This window comes from Saccharothrix sp. (assembly GCF_031180885.1).
Classification (GTDB): Bacteria; Actinomycetota; Actinomycetes; order Mycobacteriales; family Pseudonocardiaceae; genus Actinosynnema.
Genome location: NZ_JAPSLK010000001.1, coordinates 217,494 through 235,556, shown reverse-complemented (window position 1 = coordinate 235,556; position 18,063 = coordinate 217,494). Strand labels below are relative to the sequence as shown.

22 protein-coding genes are annotated in these 18,063 nt (G+C 72.0%); 14 read left to right on the top strand and 8 right to left on the bottom strand.

Annotation, left to right across the window (positions count from 1 at the left end; genetic code table 11):
• Window positions 1-197: 197 nt before the first annotated feature.
• The 5 genes from RIN75_RS01255 (at window position 198) to RIN75_RS01235 (ending at window position 3,427) form a co-directional block, all read left to right on the top strand.
• Window positions 198-893: a hypothetical protein gene (locus RIN75_RS01255; protein WP_309109852.1), complete on the top strand. Its 696-nt coding sequence runs from the start codon at window positions 198-200 to the stop codon at window positions 891-893.
• Window positions 890-1,669 (top strand): SDR family oxidoreductase, encoded by a 780-nt coding sequence (locus tag RIN75_RS01250; RefSeq protein WP_309109851.1) that lies wholly within the window; start codon window positions 890-892, stop codon window positions 1,667-1,669. Before RIN75_RS01255 ends, RIN75_RS01250 begins: the two co-directional genes overlap by 4 nt.
• Before the next feature lie 104 nt (window positions 1,670-1,773).
• Window positions 1,774-2,127 carry a hypothetical protein gene (locus RIN75_RS01245; protein ID WP_309109850.1) on the top strand — a complete coding sequence of 118 codons (354 nt, stop codon included), beginning with the start codon at window positions 1,774-1,776 and terminating at the stop codon, window positions 2,125-2,127.
• Entirely contained in the window at window positions 2,124-3,005 is an 882-nt protein-coding gene (locus RIN75_RS01240) for a WXG100 family type VII secretion target (protein ID WP_309109849.1), read from the top strand. The genes RIN75_RS01245 and RIN75_RS01240 overlap by 4 nt, the downstream gene beginning before the upstream one ends.
• Window positions 3,002-3,427 (top strand): hypothetical protein, encoded by a 426-nt coding sequence (locus RIN75_RS01235; protein ID WP_309109848.1) that lies wholly within the window; start codon window positions 3,002-3,004, stop codon window positions 3,425-3,427. The genes RIN75_RS01240 and RIN75_RS01235 overlap by 4 nt, the downstream gene beginning before the upstream one ends.
• 599 nt (window positions 3,428-4,026) lie before the next feature.
• Here RIN75_RS01235 and RIN75_RS01230 read toward each other — a convergent pair.
• Entirely contained in the window at window positions 4,027-4,599 is a 573-nt protein-coding gene (locus RIN75_RS01230) for a hypothetical protein (RefSeq protein WP_309109847.1), read from the bottom strand.
• 53 nt (window positions 4,600-4,652) lie between these two features.
• Here RIN75_RS01230 and pyrE point away from each other — a divergent pair, with 53 nt between their 5' ends.
• From pyrE to RIN75_RS01200, 6 genes are all read left to right on the top strand, one after another.
• Window positions 4,653-5,207 (top strand): orotate phosphoribosyltransferase, encoded by a 555-nt coding sequence (pyrE, locus tag RIN75_RS01225; RefSeq protein ID WP_121224223.1) that lies wholly within the window; start codon window positions 4,653-4,655, stop codon window positions 5,205-5,207.
• 1 nt (window position 5,208) lies between these two features.
• A complete protein-coding gene (locus RIN75_RS01220) occupies window positions 5,209-5,901 on the top strand; it encodes a hypothetical protein (protein ID WP_309109845.1) in 693 nt (230 codons plus the stop codon).
• A gap of 54 nt (window positions 5,902-5,955) precedes the next feature.
• Window positions 5,956-6,342, top strand: a complete 387-nt coding sequence (locus RIN75_RS01215; protein ID WP_309109844.1) for a DUF2784 domain-containing protein — start codon at window positions 5,956-5,958, stop codon at window positions 6,340-6,342.
• Between the two features lie 76 nt (window positions 6,343-6,418).
• Complete coding sequence (locus RIN75_RS01210; RefSeq protein ID WP_309109843.1) at window positions 6,419-7,114, top strand: hypothetical protein; 696 nt, start codon at window positions 6,419-6,421, stop codon at window positions 7,112-7,114.
• A gap of 15 nt (window positions 7,115-7,129) precedes the next feature.
• On the top strand, window positions 7,130-7,822 hold the full coding sequence (locus RIN75_RS01205) for a TrmH family RNA methyltransferase (RefSeq protein ID WP_309109842.1): 693 nt from the start codon (window positions 7,130-7,132) through the stop codon (window positions 7,820-7,822).
• A 25-nt stretch (window positions 7,823-7,847) separates the two neighbouring features.
• Complete coding sequence (locus tag RIN75_RS01200; protein ID WP_309109841.1) at window positions 7,848-8,924, top strand: glycoside hydrolase family 76 protein; 1,077 nt, start codon at window positions 7,848-7,850, stop codon at window positions 8,922-8,924.
• Here the strand turns inward: RIN75_RS01200 and RIN75_RS01195 are convergent.
• Window positions 8,905-9,675 carry a TIM barrel protein gene (locus tag RIN75_RS01195; protein WP_309109840.1) on the bottom strand — a complete coding sequence of 257 codons (771 nt, stop codon included), beginning with the start codon at window positions 9,673-9,675 and terminating at the stop codon, window positions 8,905-8,907. The genes RIN75_RS01200 and RIN75_RS01195 overlap by 20 nt on opposite strands.
• A 13-nt stretch (window positions 9,676-9,688) precedes the next feature.
• Window positions 9,689-10,645: a LacI family DNA-binding transcriptional regulator gene (locus RIN75_RS01190; protein ID WP_309109839.1), complete on the bottom strand. Its 957-nt coding sequence runs from the start codon at window positions 10,643-10,645 to the stop codon at window positions 9,689-9,691.
• A 67-nt stretch (window positions 10,646-10,712) separates the two neighbouring features.
• On the opposite strand from RIN75_RS01190, the gene RIN75_RS01185 reads away from it, so the two are divergent.
• Window positions 10,713-11,540, top strand: coding sequence for a PfkB family carbohydrate kinase (locus RIN75_RS01185; protein WP_309109838.1), 828 nt, complete (start codon window positions 10,713-10,715; stop codon window positions 11,538-11,540).
• Window positions 11,537-12,157, top strand: coding sequence for a nucleoside/nucleotide kinase family protein (locus RIN75_RS01180; protein WP_309109837.1), 621 nt, complete (start codon window positions 11,537-11,539; stop codon window positions 12,155-12,157). The genes RIN75_RS01185 and RIN75_RS01180 overlap by 4 nt, the downstream gene beginning before the upstream one ends.
• A gap of 7 nt (window positions 12,158-12,164) precedes the next feature.
• Here RIN75_RS01180 and RIN75_RS01175 read toward each other — a convergent pair whose 3' ends face one another.
• Entirely contained in the window at window positions 12,165-12,830 is a 666-nt protein-coding gene (locus RIN75_RS01175; RefSeq protein WP_309109836.1) for a DedA family protein, read from the bottom strand.
• A 104-nt stretch (window positions 12,831-12,934) separates the two neighbouring features.
• On the opposite strand from RIN75_RS01175, the gene RIN75_RS01170 reads away from it, so the two are divergent.
• Window positions 12,935-14,308: an FAD-linked oxidase C-terminal domain-containing protein gene (locus RIN75_RS01170; RefSeq protein ID WP_309109835.1), complete on the top strand. Its 1,374-nt coding sequence runs from the start codon at window positions 12,935-12,937 to the stop codon at window positions 14,306-14,308.
• A gap of 718 nt (window positions 14,309-15,026) precedes the next feature.
• On the opposite strand, the gene RIN75_RS01165 is transcribed toward RIN75_RS01170, so the two are convergent.
• The 4 genes from RIN75_RS01165 to RIN75_RS01150 are packed head-to-tail and all read right to left on the bottom strand — an operon-like array spanning window position 15,027 to window position 18,059.
• The gene (locus RIN75_RS01165; RefSeq protein ID WP_309109834.1) at window positions 15,027-15,770 is read right to left on the bottom strand and encodes a VTT domain-containing protein; all 744 of its coding nucleotides are present in this window, start codon (window positions 15,768-15,770) and stop codon (window positions 15,027-15,029) included.
• 9 nt (window positions 15,771-15,779) lie between these two features.
• A complete protein-coding gene (locus RIN75_RS01160; RefSeq protein ID WP_309109833.1) occupies window positions 15,780-15,968 on the bottom strand; it encodes a hypothetical protein in 189 nt (62 codons plus the stop codon).
• Between the two features lie 49 nt (window positions 15,969-16,017).
• Window positions 16,018-17,169, bottom strand: coding sequence for an N-acetylglucosamine-6-phosphate deacetylase (gene nagA / locus RIN75_RS01155; protein ID WP_309109832.1), 1,152 nt, complete (start codon window positions 17,167-17,169; stop codon window positions 16,018-16,020).
• Window positions 17,166-18,059 (bottom strand): ROK family protein, encoded by an 894-nt coding sequence (locus RIN75_RS01150; protein ID WP_309110415.1) that lies wholly within the window; start codon window positions 18,057-18,059, stop codon window positions 17,166-17,168. The genes nagA and RIN75_RS01150 overlap by 4 nt, the downstream gene beginning before the upstream one ends.
• Between the last annotated feature and the right edge of the window lie 4 nt (window positions 18,060-18,063).

Sequence of the window (18,063 nt, the reverse complement as noted above, 5' to 3'; positions counted from 1 at the left end):
CCTTTGCCGACGATCATGCTTTCGGTCGGCGGGAAAGGCGGTGTGACGAGCCGACTTTAGGCCGGCCGAGCCGCGCGCCGGAGGCGCGCCATCCAGCACCGCGTGGGCCACCTTCCCGGTAACGGGTTGGTCCGATCGCGCGAGCCACGCCCCAAGTGATCTTCGTTTGGTCGGTGTCTGCCGCTACCCTCGCACCCGTGGGCATACCGGCGTGGGTCTGGTTCACCGTCGCCGCGGTCGCGGGGGTGGCGGGGTTCGCCCTGCTCGCCACCGACCGGGCGCAGCGAACCGCGCGTAACCGGGAGCGGCGCAGGTGGGCCGCTCTCCGTGGCTGGCAGTTCGAGGAGACCGACCACGTGCTGCCCACACGGTGGGAGAGCGGGGCGATCGCCTACTACGGCACGGGCGTCGCGAAGGACGTGGTGGCGGGGTCGACGTTCACCGCGGACGGCCGCCGCCAGGTCTACGTGCTCGACCACGAGACCGGCGGCAAGGTCAACTCCGTGCTGGTCGGCGTGCGCTGCCGCCGCCCGGTGAACGTGGTGGTCGAGCTGTGGCTGCCGAGCGTGCCGTTCCAGCGCGACCAGATGCCCGACCTGCTCGGACCGGTCGGCTCGCGGTACGCGTTCGTCGGCGAGCTGCCCGCCGCCCGCAAGCTGATCACACCCGACCTGGTGGACGCCGCCGAGGAGATCGGCGCGGACGTCACCGTGGTGTGGCTGGAGAACGACTGGGTGATGGCGGCGGCCCCGCCGAACTCCTCACCCGCCCGACTGGAACGACTCCTGCGCGACCTGGGGGAGCTGGCTGACGTGGTCGACCCGTTCGACGCCGATCCGGACACCGACGCCGGTGGCGAGGTTCACCGCCCGCAGTTCGGCCGCAAGCCGTGACCCCGCCGCTGGCCCTGGTCACGGGGGCGACCGCGGGCATCGGCGCCGCCTTCGCGCGCCGGCTGGCCGCCGAGGGGCACGACCTGGTCCTGGTCGCCCGGGACGTGGAGCGGCTCGAACGCAACGCCGCCGAGCTGCGCGAACGCCACGGCGTGCAGGTCGAGGTGCTGCCCGCCGACCTCGCCGACGACACCGCCCGCGCGAAGGTCGAGCAGGTCCTCGCCGAGCGGCCGTTCGACCTGCTGGTCAACAACGCCGGGTTCGCGCTGTCCGGCGAGTTCTTCTCCTCCGACGCCGACCGGCTGGAGAGCCAGCTCGCGGTCAACGTGAAGACCGTGCTGCGGCTGACCCGGGCCGCGCTGCCCGGCATGGTGCAGCGCCGCCGCGGGGACGTGGTGAACGTGTCCAGCATCGCGGGCTTCCTGCCCGGGCGCGGTTCGACCTACAGCGCGGACAAGGCGTGGGTGACGGCGTTCTCCGAGGGCATGGCGCAGGCGACGGCGGGCACCGGCGTGCGCGTGCTGGCGCTGTGCCCCGGTTTCGTGCGCACCGAGTTCCACCAGCGGGCGCAGATCGACATGTCGAAGACGCCCCCGTTCCTGTACCTCGACGCCGACCGCGTGGTGCACGACTGCCTGGCCGACCTGCGCGCCGGCAAGCAGTTGTCCATCCCGGGCTTCCAGTACAAGGCCATCGCGACGATCAGCCGGCTGATCCCCCGCACGCTGCTGCGCCGCATCGCCTCGCGGGCCAGCGGAGGGCGCAACCGGACCTGAGGGAAGCTCCTGATCAAGGCCGGTGAAATCGGCCAAGATCACCGGGAACCGGGCACCCGTCCGGTCCGTCCCACTCCCCGAACTGGAGGAGGAGGGACACGTCCATGGGTGAAGGCTTCCACGTCGAGCCGGCCGAGTTGCGGGGCTACAGCGAGTTGCTGACCCGCAACGCGCAGCACTTCATGACCATCAAGGACCACGCGGTCACGAAGGGCGGCGACACCTCGGGCTTCACCGGGCTGCTCTCGCTGCTCCAGCCGATCGTGACCGGCGTCGCCAACCTGTACGGGGAGACGCTCGACTTCGCGAACCAGATGATGACCAAGGAAGCCGAAGGGCTGGCCAAGGCCGCCGACATGTACCAGAAGGGCGAGGAGATGGCGATGAGCGTCCTCGACCGGGTCCTCGCGGAGCTGGCCAACGCCGCCGAGGCGCCGACCCTGGGTGGTGGCAAGTGACCGCGTACGCCGACGTCGAAGACCCCTCCGTCGCCCTCAACGCCGCCGCCGAGGACCGGCCGGGCCGGCAGTCCACCAAGGAGCTGATCGAGAAGGCCGGCTGGAAGATCCAGGGCGTCAACTGGATCTACGAGAAGGTCACCGGCGAGAACCTGCTCGACGCCCTGATCAAGCCGCTGCTCGGCGACTTCGAGAAGATCGACGAGAACGCCAACGCGTGGGACCGGACCGCCAAGGCGCTGGACTCCGTGCGGCACAACGTGGACGCGGGCGTCGACCAGCTCAACCCGCACTGGAACGGCGACGCCGCGCAGGCGTTCGAGGCCCGCATGAAGACCATGTGGGCGCTGGCCATCGAGGCCGACTCGCAGATCGCGCGGATCATCGGCAACAAGTTCCGGTCCACCGCCAACACGTGCCGCAAGGCGTGCGGCCTGGCGCTGACCCTGCTGGACATGCTGATCAGCAAGCTGCTCGAAGCGGCGATGACGGCGTGGATCCCGGTGGTCGGCTGGGGCCGTGCGGTGTGGATGGTCTACGACGCCATCCAGATCGTGGACGCCATCCGCAAGATCATCATCTCCATCCAGACGCTGATCGAGGGCGTCCAGGGCATGATCGACGGCATCGTCGCCATGGGCACCGCGCTGTCCAAGCTCAAGGACGTGCGCGACGTCAACGACCTGCTCGACGTCGTCGACGGCTACCAGGACGGCAAGGAGAAGTTCGACAACGGCATGGCCGCGGCCAAGTCCGGCGCCTTCGGCGTCGCCTGGAACGGCTACAAGCTGGGCAAGGCCGGCCACTCCGCGGGCACCCGCTACAACCAGGCCCCGCCGCCCGCACCCGAACCCGCACCGTCCGGAGGTGGCCAGTGACCTTCCCCTACGACCGCGAGCGGCTGAACGCGCTGGTCGCCGAGGTGGACGCCCGCCTGGAGAACGTGGACAAGGTCTCGCGCGAGGCGAGCCAGGTCCAACTGCGCTCCTCGGGCCTGTCCCAAGCGGATCTCGCCGAGATCAACCGCGCCGCCCACGGCCCGAACGCGCCGCGTGAACTGCGCGAACTGGCCCGCCGGGTGGACGCGGGCGAGATGTCGTGGGAGGACATCGCGTCCGGCCGGGCGGTCAACGACCCGGGCGTGCAGGCGGCCCTGGCGACCGGCGTGCCGGACCTCCAGCGGGCGTACACCCAGCTCCAGGAGGGCAACGACCCGGAGGACGTCGTCGAGTCGGGCCGTCCTCGGCGTGGCGGCGGTGACGACGACGAGCCGAGCAGCTTCACCGAAGACGCCTGGTAAGCCCCCTCACACCCGACCCGCGGATCGGCCGACCTGCGCGCCCCACCGCCACTCCTGGTTCGCCGCTGCCGCGGGTCTGCCGGGTGTGGCGGGTCTGCCGGGTGTGGCGGGTGCGGCGGGTGCGGCGGGTGTGGCGGGTGTGGCGGGTCGGCCGGTGCGGCGGGTGTGGCGGGTCGGCCGGTGCGGCGGGTGTGGCGGGTCGGCCGGTGCGGCGGGTGCGGCGGGTCGGCCGGTGCGGCGGGTGCGGCGGGTCGGCCGGTGCGGCGGATCTGCTCGCGCAGCGGATCGAGCGGAATTGTCGGTGGTGCGTGGGACGATGGAAGCGGGGGCCGGAGGCCGGCACCCGCGCCTTCGCGCCCACACCCCAGGCACGCTCCCGCCCAGCCCCACCCCGCCTCACGCGCGTTCCCGCCTCGGGCGTGCCTCCGCCTCGGACGCGCGCCTCGCCTCGGACGCGCGCCCCGCCTACGGCGCGCTCCCACCTCAAGTGCCCGTGCCTCACACACGCCCCCGCCTCGGGCACGCCCCGCCTCGGGCACGCCCCGCCTCGGACACCTCAACCGCCGGCTCGCCTCGGGCGGCTCAAGCGCCGGCTCGCGTCACGCGCTGGTCGGGAAGTCAAAGCCGCCGCCACTGGTGTGGTTCGTGCCGATCCCCCGCACCACGTCGAACGCCAGCGCGGTCGCCAGCGCCAGCGACCGCACCGGCTCCGGCGTGCCCGGCCGCAGCCGCAGCACGTCCCGCCGCACCCGCCCGCTCGGACCCTTCGCCAGCGCGCCCGGGCTGAAGGTCGCCACGTCCGTCAAAGCGCACAGCCGCTGCCCGTTCGGGTCCAGCAGGGCGTACGACCCCCGCCCCTCCCGCCGCACGGACCCCACCGGCGTGCCGTCGGGCCGTGACACGCGCGTCGGCGGCTTGCCGGCGCCCTTGTGCACCAGCAGCAGCACCTGGCCCTGCGGCGAGGTGACGGCCAGGTCGTAGACGGTGCGCCCGGAGAACCCGGTGGCGCGCAGCAGTTTTCGCAGCGGGCCGAGGAACTTGCGGTCGGCCGCGGTCGCCAGCGGCACGCCGTGCTCGGTCAGGGCGGTGGTCTGGTAGCGCGTCCCGAACAGGTGCCGGCCTGCGCCCCAGGGCTGCTCGATGACGAGCGTGTCGGTGCCGAACAGGTTCACGGTGTGCCAGCGTACGGACGTGTATGACAGTCTTGGACCCCGTGCGAACTGAAGTGGTTCTGGACGCCGGTGCCAAGGCCGAACTCGCCCGGTTGGTGAGCGAACTGGCCGTGGTGCACGGCAAGGTGACGTTGTCCTCCGGCGCGGAGGCCGACTACTACATCGACCTGCGCCGCGCGACGCTGCACCACGCCGCCGCGCCGCTGATCGGCAAGCTCCTGCGGCAGCTCACCGCCGACTGGGACTACGTCGCGGCGGGCGGTCTGACGCTCGGCGCGGACCCGGTGGCGTGCGCGATGATGCACGCCGCGGCGGCGGCCGGCGAGGTGCTCGACGCGTTCGTCGTGCGCAAGGAGACCAAGAAGCACGGCATGCAGCGGCGCATCGAGGGCATCGAGGTCGCGGGCCAGCGGGTGCTCGCGGTCGAGGACACCTCCACCACCGGCGGCAGCGTGCTGACCGCGGTGGAGGCGCTGCGCGAGGCCGGTGCGACCGTGGTGGGCGTCGCGACGGTCGTGGACCGCGGCACGGTGGCCCGCGAGGTCATCGAGGCGCAGGGCCTGTCCTACCGCTACCTGCTCGACCTGGCGGACCTCGGCCTGGCCTGAGATGTCCTCCGCGGTGGTGTTGTTGCTGGTCATCGTGGCGATACTCGGGGTGGGCGTCGCCGTGGGGTTGGCGCGGCGCAAGCGCAACCCGTTCACGAACCCGCAGTTCGTGAACCAGTGGGAGCAGCGGATGCGGGGCCTGGAGGCGGCCCTGGGCTGGCGGTTCGTCGCCGAGGACCAGGGCTTCCAGGAACGCGTCCCGCAGATCGGCCGGATGCTGGAGGCCGACCGGAGCCGCGTGCGGTTCCAGCTGGTCGGCCACTGGCGCGGGGTGCCCGTGCTGGCGGTCGAGGTGCTGCTGCGCACGGACAACGTGGTGACCGCCGAGTACCGCACGTACTCGGTGGTCGTCGTGCCGCGCCCGATGCCCGGCCCGTGGGTCCTGATCAGCCCGCGCGAGGACAGCGTGTGGGGCATCTTCGAGCAGTTCACCGCGACCGGCGACCCGGCCTTCGACGCCCGCTACGAGGTGCGCCGCAAGAACCCGGCCTTCGCGGGCGCCCTGCTCGGCTCGGGCCTGCCCCAGGCGCTGCTGGCCGACCCGCGCGCGGCGGGCGTGGCGATCGCGTTCGACGAGCACAACCTGGCCGCCGCGGTGCCGGTGCCGTTGTTGCAGGCGCCGCTGGGCCACCTGGCGGACCTGCTGCTGGACATCGCTGGCCGGGTGCCCTGGCAGGCGCTGCCGCGCGGTTGATATTTGGCGGGCGTCCGCTTCGAGCGCGGCCTACCCTGGTGGGGGGAGGTCGTGATGGTCGCGCGGGCGCTCGCCGAACTGGTCATGGTGCTCCACTTCGGCGTTCTGATCTTCTTGGTGGTCGGCGGTTTCCTGGCGTGGCGCTGGCCCCGGCTCGTCTGGTACCACGCGGCGATGGCGGCGTGGGGCGTCCTGATCGTCACCTTCCCCCTGGCGTGCCCGCTGACGTGGCTGGAGAACGCGCTCCGCACGTCGTACGGCGGCGAACCGCTCGCGAGCGGGTTCATCGACACCTACATCGACGGGGTCCTGTACCCGGAGTCGGCGGCGCGCACGGTGCAGTTGGTGGTGGCGCTGTGCGTGGTCGTCTCGTGGGCGGGGTACTACGTCAAGCGGCGGGCCGAACAAACCGCGTCCCACCACCCGGAGGCCTGTCGCTGAAGTGGCGTAAAGACGGGCTTGCGCTGTTCGAGCTACACCTGGTCCTTTCAGTGCACTCGACGACTTATTCTTCGGCATGACTGGAGAAATCGAGGCAAGACACTGGGACAAAGAGCCTCACTCGCGCCTCCTCAGGGACTACTGCGATGTCCTCGAGAAGGAGTTGGATCACCGCTGGCGGGTCCTCGCGTGGTCGCAGAAGTCGACGATCAGCCGGAACGGGGACGTCCGTCAGCAGTTGGCGGTGACGATCGCCGCCGCCTGCGATCGGATGACCTTCGTGAGCTTCACCAACCGCGTCAACTGGGATTGGCCGGAGCAGTACCGCGAGCGGGTCACCGTCGATGTGCGCACGCCCGAGACCAACGGTATCGGTGGCACGCGGCTCATCAGCACCGATCACTGGATCCGAATCGGCACGGTGAAGACTTTCGTGCACCTCGAGAGTCCATTGACCCGCGGTGAGCAGTTCACTTTCGTCGTCGACGTGTTCTGGCCGGAAATGTGCCTCCCGTTCGTGCGGGGTCACGAGCCGGACGTTTTCCTCGTGTCCTTCGGCGACACCGCTGATCTGATCAATTACACCGTTGTGCTGCCGGCGGGGTTCACGGCGAAGCTCGACCATGTCGGGCTCGATCCGCGTCAGGACAGTTATGCGCTCGTCGTGCGCAGCGGTGTCGAGGGGGAGGTCGAAGTGTCACTCACCGTTCGGGACGTGCCGGCGTACCGGAAGGTCGGTCTCCGGATGGACCGGCCTCCGTTGTCCGCGTGACTACCATCCCGGCTCGTGGGTGAGCGGGTTGTGCTGGAGGGGTTCCACGCGGTCAAGCACGCGGTTCGGTTTGGGGCTGTGGTGGAGGCCGTGGTCGTCTTGGACCGGGGGAAGGCCCTGGCCCTTGCGCGGTCGCATGCGCCGGACCTCGTCGGGTGGTTCGAGGAGCGGGCGGTCGAGGTTGGGGGTGACGAGTTCGTCCGGGTGGTCGGGAAGGCGCATCCGACCGGGGTCGGGGGGACTGCCGAACGGCCGGATTGGGGGGTTGTCGAGCGGTCCTCTCCGCTCGTGCTGCTCGACAACCCGCGGAACCTCGGCAACTTCGGGGCGGTGATCCGGGTCGCCGCCGGGTTGGGGGCCGGCGGTGTGGTGTCCGTGGGGGACGTCGACCCGTGGCACCCGAACGTGTTGCGGGGGAGTGCGGGTCTGCACTTCGCCCTGCCGGTACGACGGTTGGATGGGGTGGACGAGCTGGAAGGGCCGGTCATTGCGTTTGACGCGGGAGGGGAAGAACTGAGGCACGCGCGGATTCCCGATGACGCGGTTCTCGCCTTCGGGTCCGAGCGGCACGGGTTGTCGGAGGTCGTTCGGCGGCGCGCCGACCGGGTCGTGTCGTTGCCGATGCGCCCGAAAGTGTCCAGCTACAACCTGACCACCAGCGTCGCCATGGCGCTCTACCACTGGGAACTCTTCCGACGCGCTTCTTGAACGATAAAGTCGAGAAGCTTGATCCGTGACGACGCCGAAGCTCCTCGCCGCCCGCGCGGGCGTGGCCGAACGTGCCGTCGAGTCGCGGCACCTGCGCCGCGTCTGGGGGCTGCCGGGCACCGCGCTCGGCTCGGTCGCCTGGCCGGTCGACTGGCCCGCCCGGCTGCACCTCCGCTTCGGCTACTGGTGGCAGGCCCACCTCCTCGACTGCGTCCTCGACGCCCAACTCCGCTCCCCGCGCGAAGCCCGCCTCCAGCTCATCCGCCGGCTCGTCCGCGGCATCCGCGTGCGCAACCTCCTCGGCTGGACCAACGACTACTACGACGACATCGCCTGGCTCGGCCTCGCCCTCCAACGCGCCGCGCACGCCGGCGTCGACAAGCCGCACGCCATCGAGACCATCGCCCAACGCCTCCGCGACGGCTGGACCGACCACGGCGGCGGTGGCATCTGGTGGAAGCGCAACGACGACTTCAAGAACGTCCCCGCCAACGGTCCCGCCGCCATCTTCCTCGCCCGCCTCGGCGGCAAGGGGGACCTCGGCCGCGCACGGTCCACTGTGGACTGGATCGAGGAGTGGCTGCGGGACGAGGAGACCGGGCTGTTCTTCGACGGCCTGCACGTCCACCCCGACGGCACGGTCCGCGAGGTCGAGCGCAACCTCTACACCTACTGCCAGGGCGTCGTCCTCGGCGCGTGCGTCGAACTCGGCACCGGGCAGTACCAGGAGCGCGCCGCCCGCATCATCACCGCCGTGGACAAGCACCTCGCCGACGACGGCGTCCTGCGCGGCCACGGCGGCGGCGACGGCGGGCTGTTCACCGGCATCCTGGTCCGCTACCTCGCGCAGGCCGCGCTGCGGCTCGACCGGCCCGAAGCGGCCAAGGCGGCGGACCTCGTGTTCACGTCCGCGGAAGCGTTGTGGGCCAACCGGAGCAGCGCCGTCAGCGGACCGCTGTTCGGTCCACAGTGGAACGAACCGGCGGGCGACCCGGACCGCACCAAAGCAGAACGCGACCTCTCCGTCCAACTCGGCGGCTGGATGGCGCTGGAAGCCGCGGCCCTCTTGGAGCGCAACGACCTCACGCCGCTACGGCGCTGATCCACCCCAGCAGCACCGCAGCGTCCTCCCGGAACCGCTCCGGCGAGTCGTCGGCCACGAACTCCAGCAATACGTGCCGGTCCACGCCGTCCCGCGCCATTTCCGCCAGCGCCGGCCGCCACAGGTCCTCCCGCGCCACCAGCGGGAGCCGGTCCGTGCCCCCGCCCGGACCCCACGAGAACACGTGCGCGGTCGTCAGGCGCGGCAGCAGCGTGCGCACCTCCTCCACCGCGCTGGCCACGTCCTGACCGCCGCGCGGCTGCCAGTACGGCACCACCGACCCGTGCCCGACCTCCGCGTACAGGCGGTTCGCCGACTCCAGCGTGTCGGTCAACGTGTTGCGGTGGTGCTCCACCGCGATCCGGATGCCGTAGTCCTCCGCACGCACCGCCGCGTCCCGGATCGCCGCCACGACCCGCGCCCGCTGGTCCGCGGGCGTCTCCGCCGAGCCCTTGTTCCCCGCCCACACCCGGATCCGCGGCGCGCCCAACTCCGCCGCCGTCGCCAGCACCCGCGGCCACTCGTCGGGGTCCGTCACGCCGGCCCCGTAGTACGACCCGTACGCCGACACGCTCAGCCCCGCGTCCGCGCACCGGTCCCGGGCGTCGCGCGCGGCCGGCAGGTCGTGCAGCGGCACGTGCACGTCGCCGCCCCACTCGACGGCCCACAGGCCGCACGACCGCGCCAGGTCCACCACCTCGGGAACGGGGAGCGCGCGGAAGGTCACCGAAACCAGGCCGGGTACCAGCACGGGCCTCACGCTACTAGTGACACCCGCACGATTGGCGGTGTTTCAGCGCGGGCGCGAGCCTGATCGTCTCCGGGGCGCGCTCCGGGTCGGCGATGCGGGACAGCAGCAGTCGCACGGCCGTCCGCCCGATCTCCTCCACCGGCTGCGCCATCGTGGTCAGCGGCGGCTCGACCAGTTCGGCCCACTCCACCTCGCCGTAGGTGACCAGGGCCAGGTCGGTCCCGATCCGAACGCCGTGCGCCCGCGCCGCGCCGAGCACCGTCATCAGCACCTGGTGGTCGCTCACCACCAGCCCGGACGCCTTCCCGAGCAGCGGTTCCAGCGACTGGGCGACCAGCTCCTCGTCCCACTTCAGCCCCGCCCGGCCCAGGCCGAGCCGGTAGCCCAGGACGCGCTCGTCCGTGGTCGGCACGCCGGGCGTCCCGGTGACCAGGCCGATCCGCCGGTGCCCGAGGTCCGCCAGGTGCCGCACGAGGCTGGACGTGGCCTGCACGTTCTCCGGGCCCACCTGGTCGGTGTCCTGGGCCAGCGTCAGCCGGTCCACCAGCACGGTCGGCACGCCCAGCCGGCGCAGCTCGGACAGGGCCGCCGAGCCCGACGTGGGCGTGAGCAGCACCCCGTCCACCCGGCGCGACCGCAGCATCCGCACCGCGGCCTGCTCCGACTCGGCCGACTCGCGCGTGTCGATCAGCACCAGCGAGTACCCGGCCTGGGTGGCCTCGTTCTCGATGGCCGCGATCAGCTCCGCGAAGTACGGGTGCGACACCAGCGACACCGCGAGACCCAGGGATTTCGTGCCGCCGGTGACCAGGGAGCGGGCGATGGCGTCGCCGGTGTACCCGGTCTCCTCGATCGCCTTGAGCACCCGTTCGCGCGTGCTCGCCGCCACCGGCCGGGTCTCGTTGATCACGTGTGAGACCGTGGTGATGGAGACGCCGGCCAGCGCGGCGACCTCCTTCATGGTGACCATGTACCCGTCCCCGTTCGGCCGTGCGCAAGCGATTGCGGGGGACGATACCGGCTTGGAGGTGCACGTCGTGGCAGCCGTCCTGTGTGTCGGGCTGACGACCCTGGACGTGTCTCAGGTGGTCGCGGAGTTCCCCGCGCCGGGCGAGAAGGTGCGGTCGCTGGGGGTGCACCTGGCGCCCGGCGGTCCGGCGGCGAACGCGGCGCGGGCGGTGGCGGCGCTGGGGCACCGGGCGGTGCTGCTGACGTCGCTGGGCGGCGAGCTGGGGCCCGTGGTGGCCGGGATGCTGGGCGGGGTCGAGGTGCGGTCGCTGGGTCCGGGCGGGCCGGCGGTGAGCATGGTCGTCGTGCGGGAACGGGACGGCGAGCGGACCGTCGTGTCCCGCAACGCCGCCGGGTTCGAGTTGCGGGACGAGGTGGACCTGGCCGGGTGCGACGTCGTGCTGGTGGACGGTCACCTCGGCCCGGCGGCGCTGGCCGCGGCCCGCCTGGCGAAACGTGCAAGCGTGCCTGTGGTGTTGGACGCGGGGAGCTGGAAACCTGTGCTCGACGACCTGTTGCCCCTCGTCGACGTCGCCGCGTGCTCGGCCGCTTTCGAGCTGCCCGAGCCCGAGGTGCACGCGCACGGCGTGCCGCTGGTGATCCGCACCCGCGGCCCGGAGCCGGTCACCTGGTCGCGCGCCGACGGCGCGACGGGTGCGGTGCCGGTGCCCGCGGTGCCCGTGCGCGACACCAACGGCGCCGGGGACGTGTGGCACGGTGCGTTGGCGGTCGCGGTCGCCCGCGGCCTCGCGGTGGCGGACGCCGTGCGGTGGGCGAACGAGGTGGCGGCGGTGCGCGTGCGCAACACCGCGTGGGACTGGGTTGAGGAGCTGGAGCGGTGGCGGGACAGCGGGTGAGGTTCGACGACCTGGTCGACCGGGCACGACGCCTGGCCGAACCGGGTGAGCGCAGGCTGCTCGGCATCGGCGGCGCCCCGGGTTCGGGCAAGTCCACCCTGGCCCGCCGCCTGGTCGACGCCCTCGGCACGTCGGCGGTCCTGGTCGAGATGGACGGCTTCCACCTGGCCCAGAAGGAACTGGACCGGCTGGGCATCGCCGACCGGAAGGGCGCGCCGGACACCTTCGACATCCCCGGCTACGTGGACCTGCTGGGCCGGCTCAAGGCGTGCGGACCGGACGTGGTGTACGCGCCGGAGTTCCGGCGGGAGATCGAGGAACCGGTGGCGTGCGCGGTGCCCGTGCCGCCGGACGTGCCCTTGGTGGTGACCGAGGGCAACTACCTGCTCATGCAGTACGACAAGTGGAAGCGTGTGCGGGTGGTGCTGGACGAGGCGTGGTTCCTGATGATCGACGAGGACCTGCGCGTGTCCCGTTTGATCGACCGCCACGTCCGCTACGGCCGGTCGGTGGAGGACGCCCGGGAACGCGTGCTCAACGGCACCGACCACGTCAACGCCCTGATGGTCAACGCCTCCACGGCCGCCGCCGACCTGCTGATCCGCGAAGTCCTCTGAGCCCGGCCTACTGCTGGGCGCCGACCTCTTCCTCGACCGGCTTGCGCATCTCCTGGCGGTACCGGACGAGGCCGTAGACGGTGCCGATCACGAAGAACGCCACGCTGGCGATGACCGCGACCGTCTGGAGCCACGGGATCGACGTGAGCAGCCCGGCCCCGTAGTACCCGGCCAGGACCAGCGTGGGGACCCACGCCAGCGCGCCGATGGTGGTCGCGAGCATGAACCTGCGCGGGTCCATCCGGGCCGCGCCGGCGACCATGGGGGCCAGCGTGCGGACCCACGGGATCCAGCGGGCCAGGACGATCGCCCAGAAGCCGCGGCGGTCGAGGAAGTCGCGGGCCTTGGCCAGGTTCTCCTTGTTGAGGACCTTGCCGCCGCGGCGGGCCAGCAGGCGGGTGCCCGTGTGCCGGCCGATGTAGTAGCCGATCTGGTTGCCGACCACGGCCACGATCATCGCGGCGACCGACAGCAGCCACGCGCTCAGCTCGCCGTCGTGCTGCGCGAGCACGACACCGGCCGCGAACAGCAGCGAGTCACCGGGCAGGAACAGGCCGAAGATGAACGCGCACTCGAAGAAGACGAAGCTCAGCGTGATGAGCCACACGGCCAACGGGCCTGCGGTCTCCAGCGGGGCGAATGCGAGTGTTTCGGACGTTGCGGACAACACCACGGGGGCCAGCCTACGTGGCGCTTCAGAGCCGTTAGGGCGACTCCGGGCGAACTGGTGTTGAAAGGTTCGGGTTGAGACGTGCCGAACGGCGCTAGTTTGAGGGGATGGAGGCCCTGCTCACGCGGTTGCGCGCCGCCGTCGGACCGGATGCCGTGCTCACCGATCCGGACGTCACCGCCGCGTACCGGCGCGACATGATGCCGCTCGCCCCGCACGGCCAACCGCTGGCTGTCGTCCTGCCGACCTCCGCCGACCAGGTGCAGGAGGTCGTCCGGGCCTGTGCCGCCCACCGGACGCCGATCGTGCCGCGCGGCGCGGGCAGCGGGCTGTCCGGGGCCGCCAACGCCATTGACGGCTGTGTGGTGCTCGTCACAACCAAGATGAACCGGATCGTCGAGATCGACCCGGACAACCGGCTGGCCGTCGTCGAGCCCGGTGTCGTGAACCTCGACCTGCGCGGCGCGGTCGAGAAGCACGGGCTGTTCTACCCACCGGACCCGTCCAGCTACGACTGGTGCACGATCGGCGGCAACCTGTCCACCAACGCGGGCGGGCTGTGCTGCGTGAAGTACGGCGTGACCACGGACTCCGTCCTCGGCCTGGAGGTGGTACTGGCCGATGGCGAACTGCTCAAGACCGGCCGCCGGACGGTCAAGGGCGTCGCCGGGTACGACCTGACCAAGCTGTTCATCGGCAGCGAGGGCACGCTGGGCGTCATCACCCGCGCCACCCTGGCCCTGCGCCCCCTGCCACAGGCCCCGTCGACGCTGGTCGCGACGTTCTCCAACACCGCCGACGCGGGCACCGCCGTGGCGCGCGTGGTGCGGGAGGGGGTGGTCCCCTCGCTGATGGAGATCATGGACCGGACGTCCATCCGGGCCGTCGAGCAGTACCTCAAGACGGACCTGAACGCCGACGAAGCCCTGCTCATCTGCCAGTCCGACGCCGGCGGCGAGGCGGCGAGGCGTGAGCTGGCGGTCATCGAACAGGTCTGCAAGGACTCCGGGGCCGACCTCACCTACGCCACCGACGACCTCAACGAGGGCCGCGACCTGCTCACCGCCCGCCGCGCCGTGCTCAACGCCCTGGAGGTCTACGGGGCGTGGCTGACCGACGACGTGTGCGTGCCGCGGACCAGGATCGCCGAGCTGATCGCGGGGTGCGAGCGGATCGGCGCGGAGGTGGGACTGCGGATCGCGGTCGTCGGGCACGCCGGCGACGGCAACATGCACCCGACGATCGTGTACGACCCGACCTCGGCGGACGAGTTCGCGCGGGCGCAGCGGGCGTTCGACGAGATCCTGGCGGTCGGGCTCGCGCTGGGCGGCACGGTGACCGGCGAGCACGGCATCGGCAAGATCAAGCGCGAGTGGCTGGCCACCGAGATCGGCCCGGTGGGCCTCCGGGTCCACCGCGAGATCAAACGCGCACTGGACCCGGAGAACCTGTTCAACCCCGGCTCGATGTTCAGTGCCTGATGGCCGCGACTTCGTCGCGGCGGCGAGGCCGCCCTGGGGCTCGTCGCGCCGCGTTTCCCGCCCATCGAAGAGCGTGATCGTCGGGAAACGCGGCGCGTCGCCCACCCCGCCGGCCTCGGTCTCGTACGGGTAGTCGGAGCTGTGCGCCCACGCGTACCCCAGCACCGCCTCGTAGCTGCGGAGGTGTTCGGCGGTCCGGATGCCGTCCGCGGTGACCCCGAAGACCCGCACGTCGTTGAGGCCCGGCCGGTCCGACCCGATGGTCACGCTCGCCCGGCCGCCGAAGCCCGAGGACGTCCGTGCCCGCACCTGCAAGTTGTGGAAGCCCGTCGCGGTCGGCGTGTACGTGATGGATGCCGTGCCGTCCACAGCTGGCACGGCCACCCACTCGCCGGAACCCAGGGCGTACTCGCACTCGACGACCTGCGGCGTGGTCGAGGCGAAGCTTCCCGTCGGTGTTGCGCCACATGCCGACCGGGGAGTCGTTGTTCGACGGGAGAGTGTCGTGCGGTGTCCGCAGGTCGGTGTAGTCGTTCGACGTGCGGGGGTCTTCGTCGGCGGCTGGGCCGCCGACGGCGGGCGTGGCCGGCGCGGTGCCGGGCCACCAGGAGCGTGCCGAGGGCACGCTTCAAGCGGCTCATGAAAGCCCCAAAGGTCAAAAGGGGCGCCTGATGGCGCCCCACGACCTATCGAGGAGTGATCGACACCCGTTACCGGGTCAGTCGATGCGCTTGAACTGCTGGGTGGCGTCGTCCGTGCGGTCGAACTGCTGGGTGATGTCCTGGGCCTCCTGCGCGAGCAGGGCCTTCTTCTCCCGGCGTGCCTTGATCACCTCGATGATGATCGGCACGATCGACAGGAAGACGATCAGCAGCAGGATCATTTCGAGGTTGTTACGCACGAATTCGATCTGCCCGAGGAAGTAGCCCAGGACGGTCAGGCCGGCCGCCCACGCCACGCCGCCGATGAACGAGTACGTGAAGTACTTCTTGGCGTCCATGCGGCCCACGCCGGCCATCGCGGTGATGAAGGTCCGGACGATCGGCACGAACCGGGCCAGGACGATCGCGCGCGGCCCGTACTTCTCGAAGAACTCGTGCGTCTTGTCGACGTACTCCTTCTTGAAGATCTTGGAGTCCGGCTTGTTGAACAGCGCCGGCCCCGCGCGGTAGCCGATCCAGTACCCGACCGCGTTGCCGATCATCGCGCACGCGGTCAGCAGCACGCACACCAGCCACAGCGGGTAGTCCATCACGCCGGTCGCCACGAACAGGCCCGCGGTGAACAGCAGCGAGTCGCCGGGCAGGAAGAACCCGACCAGCAGCCCGCACTCGGCGAAGATGATGAAGCACAGGCCGACCAGCATGTACGGGCCGAGGCCCTGGAGCAGGACCTCGGGCTTGAGCCAGTCCGGGCCGAGGGCGTGGGTGGTGGTGGTGAGCGCGACCGTCACGCGGACCACGGTACAGGCTCAACGGAGAGTGATCACCGCCACGACCGTGCCGGCGGCCAGGCCGAGGAGCACCGCGAGCAGCAGCACCCAGCCCGCGCCCAGCGCCGGGCGGGCCGGGTCGGGCGTCGGGGCGGGCAGGTGCCCGCCGGTGCCGGCGACCTGCGCGCGCAGCGCGTCGACCACCAGCCGCTCGTGCTCGTCGGACATGGTGCCCAGTATCGCGCGCCGCCCACGTCGTCGGGGGCGGCGCGGCGCACTACTCCTTCACCCACTCGCCGCGCGCCATGACCTCGCGCGGCCGGAACTCGGCGTCCAGCACGACCAGGTCGGCCGCCAGACCGGCCCGGATCTCGCCCGCCTCGACGCCCAGCAGCCGCGCGGGACGCGTGGCGGTGGCGTGCACGGCCTCCTCGACGGTCAGCCCGCACGACTGCACGGCGTTGCGGAACGCCGCGTCCATCGTGAGCGTGCTGCCGGCCAGCGACGCCCCGCCCGCGAGCGTCGGCACGCCGTCCACCACCCGCACCTCCAGGCCGCCCACGTCGTACACGCCGTCGCCCACGCCCGCCGCCGCGATGGCGTCGGTGACCAGGACGGTCCGGCCGGTCCCCGCGTGCCGCGCGGCCAGGCGGACCGCGGTCGGGTGCAGGTGGACCAGGTCGCAGATCAGCTCGACGGTGACCCGCTCGTCGTCCAGCAGGGCGCCGATCGGGCCGGGCTCGCGGTGGTGCAGGGGGCGCATCCCGTTGAACAGGTGGGTCGCGACGGTCGCTCCGGCCTCCACGGCGGGCCGGATCTGGGCCTCGGTCGCGTCCGTGTGCCCGATGGCGGCGAGCACGCCGTTGTCGACGAGGCGGCGGACCGCGTCGACACCGTGCTCCAGCTCGGGGGCCACGGTCACCATGCGGACGGTCCCGCGACCGGCCTTGAGCAGCGCGTCGACCGAGGCGGCGTCCGGCGGGCACAGGATCGCCGGGTCGTGCGCCCCGCACCGCGCGGCGGACAGGAACGGGCCTTCGAGGTGGATGCCAGCCACCACGCCGTCGTCCACCAGCTCGGCCAGCGCCTTCACCTGGTCGGCCAGCTCCGGGATCGGGCGGGACACCAGGCTGGCCAGCATGGTCGTCGTCCCGTGCCGGCGGTGCGCGGCGGCGGCCCGGCGCACGCGCTCGGGATCTGCGCTGGTGAACGCCTCGCCGCCACCGCCGTGGCAGTGGACGTCCACGAAGCCCGGCACCAGCCAGGCGCCACCGAGGTCCGTCGTCGGGCCGTCCGGCGCGGCACCGTCACCGACGGCGGCGATCCGGCCGTCGCGCACGGCGACCCAGCCCCGGTCGAGCACCCCGCCGGGCGTGACGACCCGACCTCCCGTCAGGGTCACGTCCACCGGTCCACCCCACGTGCTCATCTCTCCTCCAGCATGTCGATGGCCAGCAGCGCGGCACCGAGGCAGCCCGCCTCGTCGCCCAGCGCCGCCAGCCGCAGTTCCGGGCGCCGCTGGAAGGTGATCAAGCCGTCCAGCCGGTCCCGCAGCGGGTCCACCAGCAGCGGGCCCGCCAGCGCGAGACCACCGCCGAGGACCACCGCCTCCGGACCCAGCAGAGCCGCCACGAGCAGGATGCCCCGTGCGAGCGCGTCCACCGCCTCCCGCCACACGACCACCGCGTCGTTCTCGCCTGCTCGGACCAGCCGCGCCACGTCCGCCGCCCCGGTGACCGGGTTGCCGGAGCGCTCGGTGTACCGGCGCGCGATCGCGGCGGAGGACGCGCGGGCCTCCACGCAGCCGGTCTGGCCGCAGCCGCACGGGTCGCCGTGGCCGACGTCGACGTGGCCGATCTCGCCGACGCTGCCGTCGCCCCGGTAGACCCGCCCGTCCAGCACCAGCGCGGCGGCGATGCCGGTGCCGATGGGCATGATCACGGCGTCGCGCAGGCCCTTGGCGTTGCCGATGCGGAGTTCGGCGAGCCCTCCCGCGCGCACGTCGTGCCCGAACGCGGTGCGCAGGCCGGTGCGGGCCTCGACCTGCTTGACGAACGGGTAGTCCTGCCAGCCGAGGTTCGCGGAGTAGACCCCGACGCCGTCCTCCTCGTCCACGACGCCGGGCACGACGAGACCCACGGCCTCGACGTCGTCGGCGCCGGCACGCAGCTCGTCGACCAGGGCGGCCACATCGTCGACCACGGCGTCGGCGTCCCGGGTCGTCGCCCGCCGCCGCTGCCGCACCGCGCGCACGTCGGAGGCGGTGCCCGCCACCAGGGCGGCTTTGGTCTCGGTGCCGCCGACGTCGACGGCTATCACGTGT